Source organism: Kitasatospora sp. NPDC091207 (assembly GCF_044768625.1).
Taxonomy (GTDB): Bacteria; Actinomycetota; Actinomycetes; order Streptomycetales; family Streptomycetaceae; genus Kitasatospora.
The window spans coordinates 235,042-253,852 of record NZ_JBIVVS010000007.1; the positions used below are offsets into that span (position 1 = coordinate 235,042).

General features: G+C 73.4%; 18 protein-coding genes and 1 tRNA gene. 14 read left to right on the forward strand and 5 right to left on the reverse strand.

The annotated features are described in order from the left end of the window. Positions 1-91: 91 nt before the first annotated feature. Entirely contained in the window at positions 92-751 is a 660-nt protein-coding gene (locus ACIQTO_RS15600) for a TetR/AcrR family transcriptional regulator (RefSeq protein ID WP_402388108.1), read from the reverse strand. Positions 752-869: 118 nt separating this feature from the next. On the opposite strand from ACIQTO_RS15600, the gene ACIQTO_RS15605 reads away from it, so the two are divergent. The 4 genes from ACIQTO_RS15605 (at position 870) to ACIQTO_RS15620 (ending at position 5,815) form a co-directional block, all read left to right on the forward strand. Then, positions 870-1,451, forward strand: a complete 582-nt coding sequence (locus ACIQTO_RS15605) for an NADPH-dependent FMN reductase (protein WP_402388109.1) — start codon at positions 870-872, stop codon at positions 1,449-1,451. 68 nt (positions 1,452-1,519) lie between these two features. Beyond that, positions 1,520-3,040 carry a DHA2 family efflux MFS transporter permease subunit gene (locus ACIQTO_RS15610; RefSeq protein WP_402388110.1) on the forward strand — a complete coding sequence of 507 codons (1,521 nt, stop codon included), beginning with the start codon at positions 1,520-1,522 and terminating at the stop codon, positions 3,038-3,040. A 173-nt stretch (positions 3,041-3,213) separates the two neighbouring features. Next, positions 3,214-4,167: a LuxR C-terminal-related transcriptional regulator gene (locus ACIQTO_RS15615; protein WP_402388111.1), complete on the forward strand. Its 954-nt coding sequence runs from the start codon at positions 3,214-3,216 to the stop codon at positions 4,165-4,167. A 61-nt stretch (positions 4,168-4,228) separates the two neighbouring features. Further along, positions 4,229-5,815 (forward strand): polysaccharide biosynthesis protein, encoded by a 1,587-nt coding sequence (locus tag ACIQTO_RS15620; RefSeq protein ID WP_402388112.1) that lies wholly within the window; start codon positions 4,229-4,231, stop codon positions 5,813-5,815. Positions 5,816-5,833: 18 nt separating this feature from the next. Here ACIQTO_RS15620 and ACIQTO_RS15625 read toward each other — a convergent pair whose 3' ends face one another. Continuing rightward, positions 5,834-6,331: a MarR family transcriptional regulator gene (locus ACIQTO_RS15625; RefSeq protein ID WP_329489314.1), complete on the reverse strand. Its 498-nt coding sequence runs from the start codon at positions 6,329-6,331 to the stop codon at positions 5,834-5,836. A 111-nt stretch (positions 6,332-6,442) separates the two neighbouring features. On the opposite strand from ACIQTO_RS15625, the gene ACIQTO_RS15630 reads away from it, so the two are divergent. Then, on the forward strand, positions 6,443-7,297 hold the full coding sequence (locus ACIQTO_RS15630; RefSeq protein WP_402388113.1) for a methyltransferase domain-containing protein: 855 nt from the start codon (positions 6,443-6,445) through the stop codon (positions 7,295-7,297). A 49-nt stretch (positions 7,298-7,346) separates the two neighbouring features. Here the strand turns inward: ACIQTO_RS15630 and ACIQTO_RS15635 are convergent, their stop codons facing one another. Together ACIQTO_RS15635 and ACIQTO_RS15640 are read right to left on the reverse strand one after the other, a co-directional pair. Next, positions 7,347-8,096, reverse strand: a complete 750-nt coding sequence (locus ACIQTO_RS15635) for a TetR family transcriptional regulator (RefSeq protein ID WP_380573881.1) — start codon at positions 8,094-8,096, stop codon at positions 7,347-7,349. Positions 8,097-8,122: 26 nt separating this feature from the next. Further along, a complete protein-coding gene (locus tag ACIQTO_RS15640; protein WP_402388114.1) occupies positions 8,123-9,094 on the reverse strand; it encodes an acyl-CoA desaturase in 972 nt (323 codons plus the stop codon). Positions 9,095-9,330: 236 nt separating this feature from the next. Here ACIQTO_RS15640 and ACIQTO_RS15645 point away from each other — a divergent pair. The 9 genes from ACIQTO_RS15645 to ACIQTO_RS15685 all read left to right on the forward strand — a co-directional run bounded on the left by ACIQTO_RS15645 (position 9,331) and on the right by ACIQTO_RS15685 (position 15,865). After that, positions 9,331-9,404, forward strand: a tRNA-Gln gene (locus ACIQTO_RS15645). 139 nt (positions 9,405-9,543) lie between these two features. After that, the gene (glmU, locus tag ACIQTO_RS15650; RefSeq protein WP_402388115.1) at positions 9,544-11,001 is read left to right on the forward strand and encodes a bifunctional UDP-N-acetylglucosamine diphosphorylase/glucosamine-1-phosphate N-acetyltransferase GlmU; all 1,458 of its coding nucleotides are present in this window, start codon (positions 9,544-9,546) and stop codon (positions 10,999-11,001) included. 201 nt (positions 11,002-11,202) lie between these two features. Further along, entirely contained in the window at positions 11,203-12,180 is a 978-nt protein-coding gene (locus tag ACIQTO_RS15655) for a ribose-phosphate diphosphokinase (protein WP_402388116.1), read from the forward strand. Positions 12,181-12,464: 284 nt separating this feature from the next. Then, entirely contained in the window at positions 12,465-13,055 is a 591-nt protein-coding gene (locus ACIQTO_RS15660; protein ID WP_402388117.1) for a 50S ribosomal protein L25/general stress protein Ctc, read from the forward strand. 107 nt (positions 13,056-13,162) lie between these two features. Continuing rightward, positions 13,163-13,744, forward strand: coding sequence for an aminoacyl-tRNA hydrolase (gene pth, locus ACIQTO_RS15665; RefSeq protein WP_402388118.1), 582 nt, complete (start codon positions 13,163-13,165; stop codon positions 13,742-13,744). A 351-nt stretch (positions 13,745-14,095) separates the two neighbouring features. Next, positions 14,096-14,371, forward strand: a complete 276-nt coding sequence (locus ACIQTO_RS15670) for a hypothetical protein (protein ID WP_402388119.1) — start codon at positions 14,096-14,098, stop codon at positions 14,369-14,371. Between the two features lie 99 nt (positions 14,372-14,470). Then, positions 14,471-14,806 (forward strand): hypothetical protein, encoded by a 336-nt coding sequence (locus ACIQTO_RS15675; protein ID WP_402388120.1) that lies wholly within the window; start codon positions 14,471-14,473, stop codon positions 14,804-14,806. A gap of 5 nt (positions 14,807-14,811) precedes the next feature. Further along, positions 14,812-14,991, forward strand: a complete 180-nt coding sequence (locus tag ACIQTO_RS15680) for a sigma factor-like helix-turn-helix DNA-binding protein (RefSeq protein ID WP_402388161.1) — start codon at positions 14,812-14,814, stop codon at positions 14,989-14,991. Next, complete coding sequence (locus ACIQTO_RS15685) at positions 14,981-15,865, forward strand: hypothetical protein (protein WP_402388121.1); 885 nt, start codon at positions 14,981-14,983, stop codon at positions 15,863-15,865. Before ACIQTO_RS15680 ends, ACIQTO_RS15685 begins: the two co-directional genes overlap by 11 nt. A gap of 121 nt (positions 15,866-15,986) precedes the next feature. Here ACIQTO_RS15685 and ppc read toward each other — a convergent pair whose 3' ends face one another. Continuing rightward, positions 15,987-18,800 (reverse strand): phosphoenolpyruvate carboxylase, encoded by a 2,814-nt coding sequence (gene ppc, locus ACIQTO_RS15690; RefSeq protein WP_402388122.1) that lies wholly within the window; start codon positions 18,798-18,800, stop codon positions 15,987-15,989. Positions 18,801-18,811: the final 11 nt, after the last annotated feature.

The window sequence follows — 18,811 nt, forward strand, 5'->3', positions numbered from 1 at the left end:
GCTCCGGGGGCGGCGCCTCGGCGTTCCCGCCCGCGGCCCCGGCCCCGGCCCCGCCCCCGCCCCCGGCCGCCGCGCACCGGGGGCCGGCGGGCTAGGGCGTCGGGCGCGCGGCGTAGGCGCGCAGGAAGACGTGCACGCCGGCGGTGATGATCTCTTCGGCCTCCGACGGGGCGAGCGGATGCGCCCCCCAGTACGAGCGCTGGGTGACCTCGTTCCCGATGAGCAGGACGAAGTGCTGGGCCGCACGCGCCGGATCGGGCGCGTCCAGCAGGCCCTGGTCGTCCAACTGGCCGAATCGGACGCCGAGTTCGGCCATGGCAGGGCGCGGCCCGGTGGCCTGCCAGGCGTCCAGCAGGTCCTTGGGGAGGTGCGCCGCCTCGGCGTTGATCTGCCGGACCAGTGCGAAGTGGTCGGCGAAGGTGGTGAGCGTCGCCACCCAGGCCAGGCTCAGGGCGACGAGGTCCGCCTCCAGGTCGGTGACCTTGGCCAGCTTGCGGTCGATGACGTCCAGCTGGGCGTCCCTGACCTGGCCGGCGCTCTCCTGGACGACGGTCCGGAAGAGCAGCTCCTTGCCGGTGAAGTGGTTGTAGATGGTGCGGGTGGACACCCCGGCCTCCGCCGCGATGGCGTCGATGCTGGCGCGGGAGTAGCCGTCCCGGCCGAACACCGTCCGGGCGGCCCGGGTGATGGCCTGCCGCTTCTCGGCCAGCCCCCGGCGGGGTGCGGCCGGGGCTTCGTTCTCACTGGTCATCGGGGACCTCCCAAGAAGTTTGCAGTAAGCGTTGTACTCATTGCCATACACGTTGTACTTTACCTGATGTGCCGTCCGATCGGGCGGTGACGTCGAGCGCAACCCCCAGGAGACCGCCATGTCCCAGACCCCGTACCGCGTCGCCGTCATCGTCGGCAGCACCCGTCAGGGCCGTGTCGCCCCCACCGTCGCCGAGTGGTTCGTGCGCACCGCCGGGCAGCGGGACGACCTCGACCTCGACGTCGTCGACCTGGCCGACCACCCGCTGCCGCACCTGGGCGAGGAGCCCGATGCCGAGCAGGCCGAGTGCCTCGCCGCCCTCTCGCCGCGGCTGGCGGCCGCCGACGCCTTCGTGGTGATCACGCCCGAGTACAACCACAGCTTCCCCGCCGTGCTGAAGAACGCCATCGACTGGCACCGCGCCGAGTGGCAGGCCAAGCCGGTCGGCTTCGTCTCCTACGGCGGCCTCGGTGGCGGGCTGCGCGCGGTCGAGCAGCTCCGGCTGATCTTCGCGGAGCTGCACACCGTCACCGTCCGGGACTCCGTCAGCTTCCACGGTGTCTGGGCCGCGTTCGGGGAGGACGGCGAGCCGGTCGACCCGACCGTCCCGAACGGCGCCGCCAAGGGCATGCTCGACCAGCTTGCCTGGTGGGCCCACGCGCTGCGGGACGCCCGCGCCGCCCGCCCGTACGGCGCCTGACCCGAAGCCCGAAGCCAGGCCCGAAGCCGGAGGCCCGAGGTCCGACGCCCGTCGCCCAGGGGGGACCGATGAGCACCACCACCGCCGGACCCGCCGCCACCGGGGTGCCCGCCGCACCCGGCCCGCGGACCGCGGCGATCGCCGCCGTCGTGGTCCTCGGTTCGCTGATGACCGTCCTCGACACCACGATCGTCAACGTCGCCCTCAACCACCTCGCCGAGGACTTCCACGCCCCACTGGCCACCATCCAGTGGGTGACCACCGGCTACACCCTCGCGCTCGCCACCGTCACGCCGGTCACGGCCTGGGCGATCGGACGCTTCGGCACCCGGCGCCTCTACCTGACCGCGCTCACCCTGTTCGTGCTCGGCTCGCTGCTGGCCGGCACGGCCTGGGACGCCCCGTCGCTGATCGCCTTCCGGGTGCTCCAGGGGCTGGGCGGCGGCATGGTGATGCCGGTCGGGATGACCGTCCTGGTCCGGGCCTCCGACCCGGCCCGCACCGGGCGCACCATGAGTGTGCTCGGCATCCCGGTGCTGATCGGCCCGCTCGCCGGGCCGGTGCTGGGCGGCTGGCTGGTGGACGAGGCCTCCTGGCGCTGGGTGTTCCTGGTCAACCTGCCGATCGGCGCGCTCGCGCTGGTCCTGGCCGCCCGGCTGCTGCCCCGCGACGCCGCCGCGGCCGCCGGTCGCCGGCTGGACCTGCCCGGTCTGCTGATGCTCTCCCCGGGGCTGGCGGCGCTGATCCACGGACTGGGCGCCGAGCACGGGAGGCCCGGTGCCGCCGGTCCGCTGTCGGTCCTGGCCGGGGCGGTTCTGGTCGCCGGGTTCGTCGTCCGGGCGCTGACCGTCCGTGATCCGCTGCTCGACCTGCGCCTCCTGGGCCGTCGGGCGTTCGCCGGCCCCGCCGCCACCATGGCGCTGTTCGGCTGCGGCTACTTCGGCTCGATGCTGCTGCTCCCGCTCTACTACCAGCTGGTGCGCGGCCAGAGCGCGACCGACGTGGGCCTGCTCGGCATCCCGCAGGCCCTGGCCACCGGCATCACGATGCAGTTCTCCGGGCGGCTGGCCGACCGCTTCGCCCCGGGCCGGATCGTCCTCGCCGGGGTCGCGGTGGCCACCGCCGGGTTCCTCGGCTTCACCGTTCAGCTCGGCGCGGCCACCCCGTACTGGCACGTGACCGCCGCCCTGGTGGTGATGGGGACCGGTGTCGGCATGACGCTGATGCCCGCCATGGCGGCCGCCACCCGCGGTGTCGCCCCGGTCGAGGTCCCGGCCGCCACCACCCTGGTCACCATCGTCCAGCAGGTCGCCGGTTCGGTCGGCACCGCGCTGATGTCCGTCCTGCTGTCCGCGGGACTGGCCGAGCGGCTGCCCGGTGCGGCCGGGGGCGGCCTGGCCGCGGTGCACGCCCTGGACCCGGCGGCGCGGGCCGCGCTCGCCCCCGGCCTGGCGGACGCCTTCCGGGGCACGTACGGGTGGGCCGTCGCGCTGCTCGCCCTGGCCGTGCTGCCCGCGCTGCTGCTCTCCCGTCGTACGCCGGGAGGCGCCGCCGAGAGGGTCAAGTCACGCCAACTTCGCACCTCCTGACGAAACTTCACCAAACCCCCACCGGGCCGCCCCCCACCCCGTACGCTGATTCCGGTACCGGTGGGGGTCGGTGCTTTGGTCCTCCCGGGAGCCGGGGGGTGGGCGGCGGAGCAGTACCCGGGAACGGGTCGGCGCCCCGGGCGCGGGCTCGGCCGAACAGGGGGGGAGTGACGATGGGGCGGATCCGCGTCCTGGTGGTCGACGACCACCGGATCTTCGCCGAGGCGCTGGCCGCGGCGCTCGCCGCCGAGCCCGATGTGGAGGTCGGCGCGGCCGGCAGCGCGGCCGCCGCCGAACGCGCGCTGGAGCGCGCCGCCACCGAGGGCCGGGCCTTCGACGTCGTCCTGATCGACGCCGATCTCGGGGTCGAGCCCGACGGCACCCGCACACCGCGCCAGCCCGGGGCCGACCCGCCCGACGCCGTCCGGCGCCGCCCGCCGGTCACCCTGCCCGGGCCGCGCCGCCCGGCCGCCGCGCCCGGCTTACCCCCCGCCGGTACGCCGGCCCGCAGTTCCCCGCCCCCGGCCTGCTCGACCGCCGGGCACCCGCCCGGGCCGTACCCGCCCGACCGCTACCACGCGGCCGCCCCGGTACCCGACGGGATCACCCTGCTCGCCCGGGTCCGTCGCCACCACCCCGCGCTGCGGGCGATCGTCCTGGCCACCGCCGACGACCCGCTCCGCGCCGCCCGCGCCCTGCACGCCGGCGCCACCGGCTGGGTGGCCAAGGAGAGTTCGCTGGCCCGTCTGCTGGCCGTGGTCCGGGGCGTGCTGCGCGACGAGACGCATCTGCCGCCCGCCCTGCTCACCGGCGTCATCCGGGAGCTCACCACCGCCCGGCGGGACCGCACCGAGAGCGAACGCCTCGTCGAGACCCTCACCCCCCGGGAGAAGCAGATCCTGCGCTGCATGGTCGCCGGCCTCGGCCGGCAGGCCGTCGCCGAGCGGCTCTACCTCTCCCCGCACACCGTGCGCACCCACATGCAGAACGTCCTCGGCAAGCTCGGGGTGCACTCCACCCTGGCCGCCGTCGCGGTCGCGCGGCGGGCGGGCGTCAGCCCCTCCGAGCCGGCCGCCCCCACAGTCCCGCCGTCCGTCGCCTCGACCACAGCTCCCGGCGCCGGCTGATCCGCCCGTCATACCCAGGTACCGGCTCAGGTTCGTCAGGTCAGGGAAATCCGGAGGACAGATGACGCCGCACAGCACTTCCGCACGCCCGCACGCAGCCCAGCCCGGCGCGAACGGGGGCGCCGGCGCCCCCTCGCGGGCCGCGAGCGCCCGCGCGGCGACACCACCGACGGGCCTGCGCACCCTGATCGTCGGAGCCGGCGCGGCCGGGACGGCCCTGGTCCGCGACCTCGGCCGGACCCCGGAGTTCGGACTCGACCCGATCGGCCTGCTCGACGACGACCCGGCCAAGGCCGGCCGGTCCGTGGGCGAGGTGCCCGTCCTCGGCACCCTGGCCGAGCTGACCGCGCTCGCCGTGCGCCACCGCGCCCAGGTCGTCGCGCTCGCCATCCCCGGTCTCGCCCCGCGGCGGGTCCGGGCCCTGGCCACCGCCGCCGCGGCGGCCGGCGCCGCCGTCCGCTACCTGCCGTCCTTCCTCGCCGCACTGCGCCGCGAGGTGGTCGGGTCGGACATGCGCAGCCTGGACGTCAACCGGCTGATCGGGCGGCACGAGGTGCACGTGGTCTCCGCCGACGTCCGGGACGTGATCGAGGGCCGGCGGGTGCTGGTGACCGGGGCCGGCGGCTCGATCGGCAGTGAACTCTGCCGCCAGGTCAACGCGTTCAACCCGAGCGCGCTCTACATGCTGGACCACGACGAGTCCAATCTGCACCGCCTCCAGCTGGAGATCTGGGGCGAGGCGCTGCTCACCGACGAGTCACTGGTGATCGCGGACATCCGGGACCGGCCGCGGATCCAGCAGATCTTCCGCGACCTCGAGCCCGAGGTGGTCTTCCATGCCGCCGCGCACAAGCACCTGCCGCTGCTGGAGCGGCACCCCAGCGAGGCGGTCAAGTCCAATGTGCTGGGCACCGACCACCTGGTGGAGGCGGCGCTGGCCACCGGCGTCGAGCGGTTCGTCCTGATCTCCACCGACAAGGCGGCCGACCCGACCTCGGTGCTCGGTGCCAGCAAGCGGCTGGCCGAGCTGATCGTGCAGGCGAACGCCCGGGACGCGCGCAACCTGGGTACCGGGGTGTTCTCCGCGGTCCGCTTCGGCAATGTGCTGGGCTCGCGTGGCTCGCTGCTGTCGGTGCTGGCCGAGCAGTTGCGCAGCGGCGGCCCGGTGACCATCACCCACCCCGATGTGACGCGGTTCTTCATGACCATCGAGGAGGCCGTCGGGCTGGTGCTGGAGTCCGGCCGGATGGCCCGCGGCGGGGAGGTGTTCGTGCTCGACATGGGTGAGCCGGTGCGGATCGTCGACCTGGTGCACAACTTCGCCGAGCAGGTGCAGCTGGGCCGGGACGAGGTGGAGATCCGCTACACCGGTCTGCGGGCGGGGGAGAAGCTGAACGAGGCGCTGTTCTCGGAGGGTGAGGAGCGGCTGCCCACCGCGCACGCCCGGATCTACGCCACGGTGGCCGAGCGCGGCGCCGGCCCGGAGGACCTGGCGGGCGGCCTGACCGGTCTGTACGAGGCGGCGGTGGGCAACAGCGACGAGGAGGTGCGCCGGCGGCTGGCCGAGCTGCTGCCCGGCTACCGCACCCCCGAACTCGCGCCGGCGCCGGTGCCCGCGCTCAGCACCCCGTACCCGGACGGTTTCTGACGGCCGGCGGGCCGGGGGTCAGCTCGGGATGTTGTCGAAGGGGGCGACCAGCTGCCGCAGCAGCCCGGCGAGTTCGCCCTGCTGGGTGCCGGTGAGCTGGGCCAGCAGCTCGCGTTCGTGTGCCAGCAGTCCGGCGAGCGCCTGGTCGGCCCGGTCGCGTCCGTCCTCGGTGAGCCGGACCAGTACGCCGCGCCGGTCGTCCGGGTCGGGCAGTCGCTTCACCAGGCCCTTGCCGGTGAGCCGGTCGATCCGGTTGGTCATGGTGCCGGAGGTGACCAGGGTCTGGGTGAGCAGCTGGCCGGGGGAGAGCTGGTAGGGGGAGCCGGCGCGCCGCAGCGCGGTCAGGACGTCGAACTCCCAGGGCTCCAGGCCGTGCTCGGCGAAGGCCGTCCGGCGGGCGCGGTCGAGGTGCCGGGCGAGCCGGCTGACCCGGCTGAGCACCTCAAGTGGTTCCACGTCGAGGTCGGGGCGCTCTCGGCGCCATGCTGCGACCAGGCGGTCGACCTCGTCCTCCATGACGATCAGTGTATCGGGGGATGTGTCGATGTGAAGTCTCTTGACATCGAGAAATATCATGTGGAAGCTGCGACTGGATATCTTGATGTCGAGATACTTGCGAGGTCGACCATGAGCACCCCCGTCTGGGACCCGGAGCAGTATCTGCGCTTCGCCGACGAACGGACCCGCCCGCTGCGCGACCTGCTCGCCCGGGTCCCCGCCCTCCCGCACGAGCCGGCCGCCACGATCCTGGACATCGGCTGCGGTCCCGGCAACTCCACCGCCGTCCTGCGCGAGCGCTGGCCGGCGGCCCGGATCACCGGCGTCGACAACTCCGCCGAGATGCTCGCCACCGCCCGCACCGAGGGCGAGCCCACCGCCGACTACCTGCTCGCCGACGCGCGCCGCTACGACCCGGCCGCCGCCGCGCCGGACCTGATCGTCTCCAACGCGGCGCTGCAGTGGATCGGCTTCGCGCCGGAGCACGGCGCCCGCCCGGAGGCCGGTGGGCCGACGGGGGCGGGCGGGCCCGGCGGGCACCTCGGCCTGCCGGCCCGCTGGGCCGCGGCACTGCGTCCCGGCGGCGTGATCGCCTTCCAGGTGCCCGGCAACTTCGACGCGCCCAGTCACACCCTGCTCGCCGGACTCCGCCGCAGCCCCCGCTGGCGCGCCGCGCTGGGTGAGGGTGCCGCCCGGGCCGGTGTCCACGAGCCCGGCGCGTACCTGGCGGCCCTCGCCGGGGCCGGCTGCTCCGCCGATGTCTGGGAGACCACCTACAGCACCCTGCTCCCCGGTCCGGACCCCGTCCTGGAGTGGGTCAAGGGCACCGCGCTGCGGCCCGTGCTCACCCGGCTCACCGACCCCGCCGAGCGCGCTGCCTTCCTCGCCGAGTACGGCGCGCTGCTCCGCGAGGCCTATCCCGCCGGGCCGTACGGCACCGTCTTCCCGTTCCGGCGGATCTTCGCCGTGGCCGTGAAGCGGTAGCCCCCGACGGGGGCCGGGCAGGCCGGAGGCGGACCGGCCGGGGCTCGGTCTAGGCCTTGCGGTCGCCGACCAGCTTGGGGTGGCGCTCCATCCCCTCCAGCCCGTGCCAGGCCAGGTTCACCAGATGGGCGGCGACCTCGGCCTTCTGCGGCTTGCGCACCTCCAGCCACCACTGGCCGGTCAGCGCCACCATCCCCACCAGCATCTGCGAGTACATCGGGGCGAGGCGCGCGTCGAAGCCCCGCGCCTTGAACTCCAGGCCCAGGATGTCCTCCACCTGTGTCGCGATGTCGCTGATCAGCGAGGCGAAGGTGCCGGTCGACTGGGCCACCGGGGAGTCCCGGACCAGGATCTTGAAACCGTCCGTCGAGGTGTCGATGTAGTCCATCAGCGCGAACGCCGCCTGCTCCAGCAGCTCCCGCGAGTGCCCGCCGGTCAGCGCCCCGGTCACCATGTCCAGCAGCAGCTGCATCTCGCGGTCCACCACCACCGCGTAGAGCCCCTCCTTGCCGCCGAAGTGCTCGTACACCACCGGCTTGGACACCCCGGCCCGCTCGGCGATCTCCTCCACCGAGGTGCCGTCGTAGCCGCGCTCCGCGAACACCGACCGGCCGATCTCCAGCAGCTGCTCCCGCCGCTGCTTGCCGGTCATCCGCACCCGGCCGCTCCGGCGGCGGCCGGCCGGCGCGGCCGCGCCCGCCGGGGCAGCGGCACGCGGACGGGCCTGCGCCGCATCGGGCGCGGCGTCCGTCCGCGTGCTCTCGTGGCCGCCTGTGCTGTCTGCGCTGCTCCCGTTCACCCCTACATCATGCTGCAGGCGCGCCCTCATGCGGCGCGGCGGGCGGCGATCCGCTGCGCGTCCGGCCAGCGGACGTCCCGGGCCCAGCCGGCCAGCTCGAACCAGCGGATCAGCCGGGCCGAGGAGTCGACCTGCCCGCGCAGCACGCCGTGCCGGGCCGAGGTCGGGTCCGCGTGGTGCAGGTTGTGCCAGGACTCGCCGCAGGAGAGGACCGCCAGCCACCAGACGTTCCCGGAGCGGTCGCGGGAGCGGAACGGGCGGCTGCCGATCGCGTGGCAGATCGAGTTGATCGACCAGGTGACGTGGTGCAGCAGGGCGACCCGGACCAGTGAGCCCCAGAAGAACGCCGAGAGCGCGCCCTGCCAGGAGAGCGTGACCAGCCCGCCGACCAGGGGCGGGATCAGCATCGAGAGCGTGGTCCAGAGCCAGAACAGCCGGGAGATCCGCCTTATGGCCGGGTCGTCGACGAGATCTGGCGCGTACTTCAGCTGAGGGGTCTGCTCCTCGTCGAAGAGCCAGCCCATGTGCGCCCACCAGAGACCCTTGAGCAGGGCCGGGACGGTCTCGCCGTAGCGCCACGGCGAGTGCGGGTCGCCGTCCTTGTCGCTGTACCGGTGGTGCTTGCGGTGGTCGGCGACCCAGCGGACCAGCGGCCCCTCGATGGCCAGCGACCCGGCCACGGCGAGGGCGATCCGCAGCGCCCGGTTGGCCTTGAAGGAGCCGTGGGTGAAGTAGCGGTGGTAGCCGATCGTGATGCCGTGGCAGGTGAGGAAGTACATGACGGTGGCGATCGCGAGGTCGGTCCACCCCAGGCCCCAGCCCCAGGCCACCGGCACGGCCGCCAGCAGCGCGGCGAACGGCACGGCGATGAACAGCCCGAGCGCGACCCGCTCGGCGAGCCCCTGGCTCTCCCCGCCGCGGGTCGCGGAGAGCAGGGTGGGGGCGGGATCGATGGAGAGCGCGGTATCGGCGCGCGCCTCGCCGGCCTGGATGGTCATGGGTGTCCCTTGAGGGCGGGGGTGGAGGTTACGTCTGCGTAACCTACGGCATCGTAGGTTGCGTTCGGCCGTCAGGGGAATACGTGACCGCGGGCGGCTCGGCGTATTTCACCCGACTGGATGGACAACGCCCGGAATCCGTGCGGGCCGGGTCCGCCGCGCCGGGTGGTGGAGGTCCACGGCCGTAACCCTTAGGCTGTGTCGAAGCGCCCTGGGCGCTGCGAGTTGATGATCGATCCGCCGTGGTGTAATGGCAGCACAGGGCCCTTTGGAGGCCTTTGTCTGGGTTCGAATCCTAGCGGCGGAGCCAGTAGACGCCTCTGTTTCGGGCGTATCACCCGCCCCCCGGTATTGTCGGGGCTGCTCGGCGGACTGTGCGAAGGCGACCGGCCTGGGTCCCGGCCGGGCTGCACTGCCCTCTCTGTGAACCGACTGAGGAGCCTCCCCCCGTGAGTGCCAATTCGCCTGCCGCCGTTGTCGTGCTTGCCGCCGGTGGCGGGACCAGGATGAAGTCGAACAGCCTGCCCAAGGTGCTGCACGAGGTCTGCGGACGGTCTCTGGTGGGCCACGCGGTGGCGGCGGCACAGGAGTTGACGCCGCGACAGCTGGTCGTCGTGGTCGGGCACCTGCGGGAGAAGGTGCAGGAGCACCTGGGGGCGCACTACCCGGCGGCGCGCGCCGTGGTGCAGGAGGAGCAGAAGGGCACCGGGCACGCCGTCCGTACCGCGCTGGAAGCGCTGGCGGCCGACGGGGTGGAGCTGGACGGCACGGTGATCGTGACCACCGGGGACGCGCCGCTGCTGACCGGTGCGACGCTGGCGGCCCTCGCCGGGGCGCACGCCGAGCAGGGCAACGGCGTCACGGTGCTGACGGCGGTCGTCCCCGAGCCGTTCGGCTACGGGCGGATCCTGCGGGACGGGGCGGACGGCGCGGTCGCGGCGATCGTGGAGGAGAAGGACGCCTCGGACGCCCAGCGGGCGATCGACGAGATCAACTCCGGGGTCTTCGCCTTCGACGCCAAGCTGTTGGCCGAGGCGCTGTCCCGGGTCACCACCGACAACGTGCAGGGCGAGGAGTACCTCACCGACACCCTGGAGATCCTGCGGACGGCCGGCCACCGGGTCGGCGCCGTGGTGGCCGCGGACTACCGCGACATCCTGGGCATCAACGACCGGGTGCAGCTGGCCCAGGCCCGCCGCCTGCTGAACGACCGGCTGCTGGACCGGGCGATGCGCGCGGGCGTCACCGTGGTGGACCCGGCGACGACCTGGTTCGACGTGCAGGTGTCCTACGAGCCGGACGCGGTGGTCCTGCCGGGCACCCAGCTGCAGGGCGCCACCCATCTGGGCGAGGGCTGCGAGGTGGGCCCGAACTCGACCATCAAGGACACCCGGATCGGCGTCGGCGCCCGTGTGAGCAACACCACGGCGGACGGCGCCGAGGTGGGCGACTTCGCCACCGCCGGCCCGTACGCCTACCTGCGGCCGGGCGCGAAGCTGGCCCGCAAGGCGAAGGTCGGCACCTACGTCGAGGTGAAGAACTCGGTGCTGGGCGAGGGCGCCAAGGTGCCGCACCTCTCCTACATCGGGGACGCCACGATCGGCGAGGGCACCAACATCGGCGCGGCCTCCGTCACGGTGAACTACGACGGCGTGAACAAGCACCGCACGGTGATCGGCGCGCACTGCCGGACCGGGTCGGACAACATGTTCATCGCGCCGGTGACGGTCGGTGACGGCGCTTACACCGGGGCGGGCTCGGTGATCACCGGCGACGTCCCCGCCGGCGCACTGGGCGTGAGCCGGGCGCAGCAGCGCAACATCGCGGGCTGGGTGGAGCGCAAGCGCCCCGGGACCACATCGGCGCAGGCCGCGGCCGCCGCGTCGGAGGAGGCCGGGGAAGCCTGACGGGGCGGGCGGGAGTCCGAGGGGCGGTCCCGGGGCGGACGGTTTCTGCGCGGGCGCGTAACCTGGGGGACATACGTGCGCCACTGGGCTTACCGCCCGTGTCCAGGCGTACCGACATTCCCCCGACCCCTATCGCCAGCGGGCTCGCGCCTGCCTGCGGTGCGGACGGGTTCAGCGTCAGCAACGCGAGGAGACGGTGCAGTGAGCGGGATCACGACGTCGGGTGAGAAGAAACTGAAGCTCTTCTCCGGCCGTGCCCACCCTGAGCTGGCGAGGGAGGTGGCCGAGTCGCTCGGGACCGAGCTGGTTCCGACCAAGGCCCTGGACTTCGCCAACGGTGAGATCTACGTCCGCTTCCTGGAGTCGGCGCGCGGTGCGGATTGCTTCGTGATGCAGAGCCACACGGCTCCCATCAACCAGTGGATCATGGAACAGCTGATCATGATCGATGCTCTGAAGCGGGCCTCGGCCCGGAGCATCACCGCGATCCTGCCGTTCTACGGCTACGCCCGCCAGGACAAGAAGCACCTGGGCCGCGAGCCCATCTCGGCCCGGCTGGTCGCGGACCTGCTGGCCACGGCCGGTGCCGACCGGATCATGGCGGTGGACCTGCACACCGCGCAGATCCAGGGCTTCTTCTCCGGTCCGGTGGACCACCTGTTCGCGCTGCCGCTGCTGGCGGACTACGTGGGCGAGAAGGTCGACCGCGACCGGCTCACCGTGGTGTCCCCGGACGCCGGCCGGGTGAAGGTCGCCGACCAGTGGTCGGACCGCCTGGGCGCGCCGCTGGCGATCATCCACAAGCGCCGCGACATGACGCAGGCCAACACCATCCTGTCCGCCGAGGTGGTCGGTGACGTCAAGGGCCGGGTCTGCGTCCTGGTCGACGACATGATCGACACCGCCGGCACCATCTGCGCCGCGGCCGACGCGCTGTTCGAGAACGGCGCCGCGGACGTGATCGTGGCCGCCACGCACGGCGTCCTCTCCGGCCCGGCCGCGGACCGGCTGAAGAACTCCCGGGTCAGCGAGTTCGTCTTCACCAACACGCTGCCGACGCCGGCCGAGCTCCAGCTGGACAAGATCACCACGCTGTCGATCGCCCCGTCGATCGCCGCCGCGATCCGCGAGGTGTTCGAGGACGGCTCGGTCACCAGCCTGTTCGAGGGCGTGCACTGACGAAGCCCCGCGCAGGCGGCCCCGGTCCCTCAGGGGCCGGGGCCGCCCCCGATTTCACGGGAAGCCACCGGTGCGGTTAGACTCGTGAAACTGCTCGGCGAGGGAAGCCGTGTGCCTGCTCGTCGGGTGCCCGCTCCGTGATCGACGCGCTGCTGGAGCCGGTTCTTCCGGTTGTCGGCAGAGTCGTGCGCCGCCGAGTGACCCCCGAACGTACTGTGGGTGTGGTCCCGGCGGTTTTTCGCGTTGCCTGCACCCCCGCGCCAGTTTTCACGAGGAGTGCAGTCGTGTCCGAGATCCGCATCGCCGCTGAGACCCGTTCCGAGTTCGGTAAGGGCGCTGCCCGCCGGGCCCGCCGTGCCGGCCTGGTCCCCGGTGTCGTCTACGGCCACGGCCACGCCCCGGTTCACCTGAACCTGCCCGGCCACGACCTGATGATGGCCCTGAAGACCCCGAACGCCCTGCTGGTCGTTCCGATCGAGGGCAAGGACGAGTACGTCCTGCCGAAGGCCATCCAGCGCCAGGCCATCAAGCGCACCATCGAGCACGTCGACCTGCTGCTCGTGAAGCGCGGCGAGAAGGTCACCGTCGAGATCCCGGTGCTCACCGAGGGCGAGCTGGCCCCCGGCGGCAACCTGCTGGAGCACGTCCTCAACGCGCTGCCGGTCGAGGCCGAGGCCACCCACCTGCCCGAGTCCGTGACCGTCTCGGTCGAGGGCCTGGAGGCCGGTGCCTCCATCACCGCCGGTGACATCACGCTGCCCAAGGGCACCACGCTGGCCGTCGAGGCCGACGCCGTCGTGCTGCAGGTCATCGGGGCCCAGGCCTCGCAGGCCGACGCGGACGCCGAGGCCGCCGAGGCCGGCGCCGAGGCCTGAGCCTCCCGCACCGTCTGACCGCTGCCCCGGCCGCTCCGTTCTGGAGCGGCCGGGGCAGCGGTGTGTCCGGGATGATGTCGACGAGCGAGAGCACGAGGAGCGATGCGATGAGCGAGGACGCGTACGAGGGCCCCTGGCTGGTGGTCGGGCTGGGCAACCCGGGGGAGCAGTACGCCCGGAACCGGCACAACATCGGCTTCATGGTGGCCGACCTGCTGGCGGAGCGGATGGGCGCCAGGTTCAAGGCCCACAAGAGCCGGGCACAGGTGGCCGAGGGGCGGCTGGCGGGCCGGCGGGTGGTGCTGGCCAAGCCGATGTCCTTCATGAACCTCTCGGGCGGCCCGGTGACCGCCCTGCGGGACTTCTACAAGGCGCCGGCCTCGGCCCTGGTGGCCGTCCACGACGAGCTGGACATCGACTACGCGGCGCTGCGGCTGAAGCTCGGCGGCGGCGACAACGGCCACAACGGGCTGAAGTCGATCACCAAGTCGCTGGGTCCGGACTACTACCGGGTGCGCTGCGGGATCGGCCGCCCACCGGGCCGGATGGAGGTCGCGGACTTCGTCCTGAAGGACTTCTCCGGCACCGAGCGCAAGGAGCTGGAGTGGTTCGTGGACCGGTCGGCGGACGCCGTGGAGGCGCTGCTCTCCGACGGTCTGGAGCGGGCCCAGGGCGTCTACAACTCCTGACCGCGGCACGGCCCCGCGGCCGGTGGCGCCAGGGTGCCCCCGCTCCGGGCGGCCCGGTCCGGCGCTGGCTGATCCGGCGTCAGGGGCACTGTCGCGCAAGGGAGCCCGGCTCCTGGTCGCCGCGCGCCGCCCTCCCGCCGGGTGCGGCGGCCGGTCCGGGGGGTGGCGGGCGGTGCCGGACGTGGCCGACTGCGCAACAGTCGTACAACGCTTGGCGTCCAAACCTGAATGGGTGTGAGAAACCTGTGCGGGATCGGATAACGTCAGGCCCGTACGCGAACGGGTCCTGGGGAGTTCTCGATGCGGAGTTTGCGGCCGATCCGGCACCTGCGGCCGGTCCGGGTGGCACGGATGAGGAAGCTCGGCCGGAGGGTCGGTACGGCCGGCGCGCTGGGGGCGGCCGGAGTGCTGCTCTCCAGCGCCGGTGTGGCGCACGCGGACTCGGTGGCCGAGCCCGATCCCGGTGTGGTGTCCCAGGATCCCGCCTCCGCGCAGTTCGGTCCGGTGCTCGGCGGCTCGGTCGGCGGTGACGCGGGCCTGCTGGCCGTCGGCGGCGGCCTGGTCGTGGCGGCGGGCGGCGCGGCCCTCTGGGTGAAGCGCCGGCGCGCGGGCGATCCGGGGGAGTGACGAGGGCCGGAGGGGCCGGGTCCGCGGTGCGGACGCCGGCCCCTCCGGTGTTTTCCCGGGGCTGTCATCCGTTTTCGCCCGCCGGTGCGTCCTGTGGGCATGAAGCGCGAATCGATGCGGCCGGACGGCACCGCGAGTGACCCGTTAGACGAGTTCGTCGCGGCGCGGTACCAGGCGCTGCTGCGTGGCGCGTTCCTGATCACGGGGGACATCCACGACGCACGGGACCTCCTGCACGACGCCCTGGCCCGGGTGTACGCCCGGCGCGGCGCGATCCGGGATCCGGGGGCGGCCGAGGGCTACGTCCGCAAGGCGATGGTCCGCACCCACGTGTCGCGCTGGCGGCGGACCCGGCGGGAGGTGCTGACGCCGCGGCTGCCGGAGACCCGGCGGCCTCGGTCGTCGCACGGGACGAGCAACTGGAGACGGCGCTGAGATCCCTGCCGGCGCGTCAGCGGGCGGCGGTGGTCCTGCGGTACTACGCCGACCTGCCGGTGGCCCAGGTGGCCGAGGAGCTCGGGTGCTCCCTGGCGACCGCCCGGACCCATCTGGCCCGCGCGATGAAGACGCTTCGGCAGGAACTGGCACCGGCTGAGGAGATGGTGGGTCATGGCGGCTGACGGCGGGACCGGGCGGGTCGGCGCGGACGGTGCCGAGGGCCGGTTCGAGGAGGAACTCGTCGTCCGGCTCGGGGCGCGTGTGCGGGGGGTGGGCGGGAGTCCGCCGCTGGCGGACCTCAGAGCCGCCGGGCGGCGCCGGGCGCGCCGGGGCCTGGCGCTCCGGGCCGTCGTGGTGGCGGCGGTGCTGGCGGTCGGTGCGGGGGCGGCGGTGCTGGCGGTCGGTGCGGGGGCGCTGACGCAGCTGGGGGCGGGTGGTGGCGCCGGGTCGTCGGGACCGGCCCGGGGTGGGGAGAGTCCGTCCGATGACCTGGGCGGACTGTACGGCGGCTGCCGGTCCGGGCCGGCCGCGCTGCGGATGCCCAGTTGGGAGCAGCTGCACGGCCTGGCACCGACCCCCACACACCCGGCCGCCCCGTCGTGGACTCCCCCGCGCCCGGAGGCGAGCGCGAGCCTGGATCAGGTCGCCCGTCACACGAGGGAGGTGGCCAACGCGATCAGGAGCTTCGGTGCGCGGGAGTACCCGGAGTACTGGTTCGGCGCCTGCACCGACGTGACCACCGACGTGGTGTACGTGATGGTGGCTTCGGGGAGCGACATCGACAAGGTGCTGCCGGAGGCCGTCCCCCACACCGGAGTCACTGTCCAGTTCGTGTACGTGGGCGGCTCGCGGAAGTACTACCAGGCGCTGGCGGAGCGGATCACGTCGGAGGACGCCGCCTACTGGGCGCAGCGGGGTGTGAAGATCTCCGAGATCCGGATCTCGGAGGACGGCACCGGGTTGATCTTCGTCACCCAGCAGGCCGCGGCTGCCAAGGCCGACATTCTGGCCCGGTACGGGGCGAAGCTGGTGATCGAGGTGAGGCCGATCGACTGACGGGGGACCACGGGGGACCACGAGGAGCCACCGGGAACACGGGGGAACGGGGGCGAAGGGCCCCGCAGCGCCGGCTGCGGGGCCCTTCGGGTGTTCCGGTGCGGGGTGTACCCCGCACCGGTCAGCCGGTGTTGCGCAGGCCGGCGGCGATGCCGTTGACGGTCAGCAGCAGGGCGCGGGCCCGCAGCGGGTCCTCCGGGCGGCCGGTGCCGGCCTCCTCGCGCTGCCGGCGCAGCAGCGCGACCTGGAGGTAGGAGATCGGGTCGAGGTAGGCGTCGCGGACGGTGAAGGTCTGCTTCAGCACGGGGTTGTGCTCCAGCAGTTCGTTCTCGCCGGTGAGGCGGAGCACCTCGCGCAGGGTCCGCTCGTGTTCGGCGGTGATCTGGTCGAAGACGTGGTGCAGCTCGGCGGGCACCAGCTGCTCGACGTAGTGGCGGGCGATCCGCAGGTCGGTCTTGGCCAGCGTCATGGCGACGTTGGACAGGAAGTTGCGGAAGAAGTGCCACTGGCCGTACATCTCGTCCAGCACGTCGCCGAGACCCGCGTCGCGGGCGGCGGCGAGGCCGGCGCCGACGCCGAACCAGCCGGGGACGATCTGGCGGGACTGGGTCCAGCCGAACACCCACGGGATGGCCCGCAGGCCGTCCAGACCGGCGCCGGAGTCGGGGCGCCGGGACGGGCGGGAGCCCAGGTGCAGCGAGGCGAGCTGGTCGACCGGGGTGGCCGCGAAGAAGTACTTCGGCAGGTCCTCCTGCTCGACCAGGGCGCGGTAGGCGGTGTGGGCGGCCGCGGAGACCTGGTCCATCGCGGCGTCCCAGCGGGCCAGCTCCTCGGGGGCCTGCCGCGGGGCGGTGTGCAGCGCCGAGGCGGAGAGGGTGGCCGAGATGGTCAGTTCCAGGTTCTCCCGGGCCAGCGAGGGCAGCAGGTACTTGTCGGAGATGACCTCGCCCTGCTCGGTGACCTTGATCTCGCCCTCCAGGGTGCCCCACGGCTGGGCCAGGATGGCCTCGTGCGAGGGGCCGCCGCCGCGGCCGACGGTGCCGCCGCGGCCGTGGAACAGCCGCAGCCGGATGCCGTAGCGGTGGGCGACGTCGCGCAGCCGGCGCTGGGCGCGGTGGATCTCCCACTGGGAGGTGGTGATGCCGCCGAACTTGGAGGAGTCGGAGTAGCCGAGCATGACCTCCTGGACGTCGCCGCGCAGCGAGACGAGCAGCCGGTAGGAGGGGTCGGAGAGCATCTCGTCCAGGATCCGGTCGGCCTCCTGGAGCTCGTCGGTGGTCTCCAGCAGCGGCACGATGCCGATCTTGGCGATACCGGCGTGCAGGTCGATCAGACCGGCCTCGCGGGCCAGCACGGTGGCGGCGAAGACGTCGTCGGCGCCCTGGCACATCGAGATGATGTAGCTCTCGACGATCTCGTCGCCGAACCGCTCGAAGCCCTCGCGGATGGTGCTGAAGACGCCGAGGGTCTTGGTGCCGGCGGCGTCCAGCGGAGCCGGGGTGGGGGCGAGCGGGCGGCGCGAGCGGAGCTCCTTGGCGAGCAGCTTCTGCCGGTACTCGCGGGGCATGTCGGCGTAGCGCCAGGCCTCCTCGCCGAGCCGGTCGAAGAGCTGGCCGAGCGCGTGGTGGTGGGCCTCGGCGTGCTCGCGGACGTCCATGGTGGCGAGCTGGAGCCCGAAGGCCTCGATGGTGCGGATGGCGCGGGCGAGCCGGCCGTCGGCGATCAGCCCGCCGCGGTGGGAGCGCAGCGACTCCTGGACCAGCCGGAGGTCGGCGACGAGCTCGCGGGTGCCGAGGTAGTCGCGGCCGGGGACGTGCGGGGTGCCCTGGGCGAGCCGCTCGCGGGTGTTCTCCAGCTTGAGCCGGACACAGGTGGCCTTGAGGCGGTAGGGCTCCTCGGCGTTCATCCGCTTGTAGCGCGGGCTGAGCTCGGGGAGCGCCTTCAGGTCGGCGTTGAGCGAGGCGAGCAGCTCGGCCGAGGCGCCGGCCAGGCGCTCGGAGGTGGAGAGCGAGTTGCGCAGGTCGTCGACGGCCGCGAGGGCGTCCATGATGCCGTACTCGTGCTGGAGGTTGAGGACGTCCCGGGTGACCTGCGGGGTGACGTTGGGGTTGCCGTCGCGGTCGCCGCCGATCCAGGTGCCGAAGGTGAGCGGGCGGACGCCGTCGGGCAGCGTGAGGCCGACCCGGGCGAGCTCCTCGTGCAGCTCCTCCAGGACCTCGGGGACGGCCTCGCGGTACAGCTCGTCCAGGTAGTAGACGGCGTTGCGGGCCTCGTCGGTGGGCTCGGGGCGGGCGATCCGCAGCTCGTCGGTCTGCCAGAGCAGGTCGATGACCTCGGCGAGGCGGCGGTCGGCCTGCCGCTTGGCGGAGGAGGTGCGGGCCGGGTCGGCGTGCGAGAGGCCGGCGGCGATCTGCTCGCGGTGGATCCGGTCGAGGAGCTCGCCGATCCGGCGGAGCTTGTTGAGGACGCTGCGGCGGGCGGCCTCGGTGGGGTGGGCCGTGAAGACCGGGCGGACGGCCAGGTGGGCCAAGGTGTCCTGGAGGTGCTTCGGGTCGGCCTCGGCGAGCTGGTCCGCGGTCTGGGCGAGCAGCGAGCCCTCGCGGGCGCGGCGGGTGGCCAGCTCCCGGCCGCGGTGCACCTGCTCGGTGACGTTGGCGAGGTGGAAGTAGGTGGAGAAGGCGCGGACCAGCTTGGCCGCGGTCTCCAGGTCGATGTCGGAGAGCAGCTCGGCGGTGGCCTCGCCGTCGGTGCGGCTGAGCAGCCGGACCTGTTCGACCAGGCCGAGCAGCTGGGGGCCCTCCTGGCGGACCAGGGTCTCGCCGAGCAGGTCGCCGAGGCGGCGGATGTCCGCGCGCAGGGCTGTGTTGTCGGCGTCGGCGCCGGCTGCGCCGACACGGCTGGGGCTGTCCGCCGGGGTGGGGACCGGAGCGGTCACGGCTGGCTCCC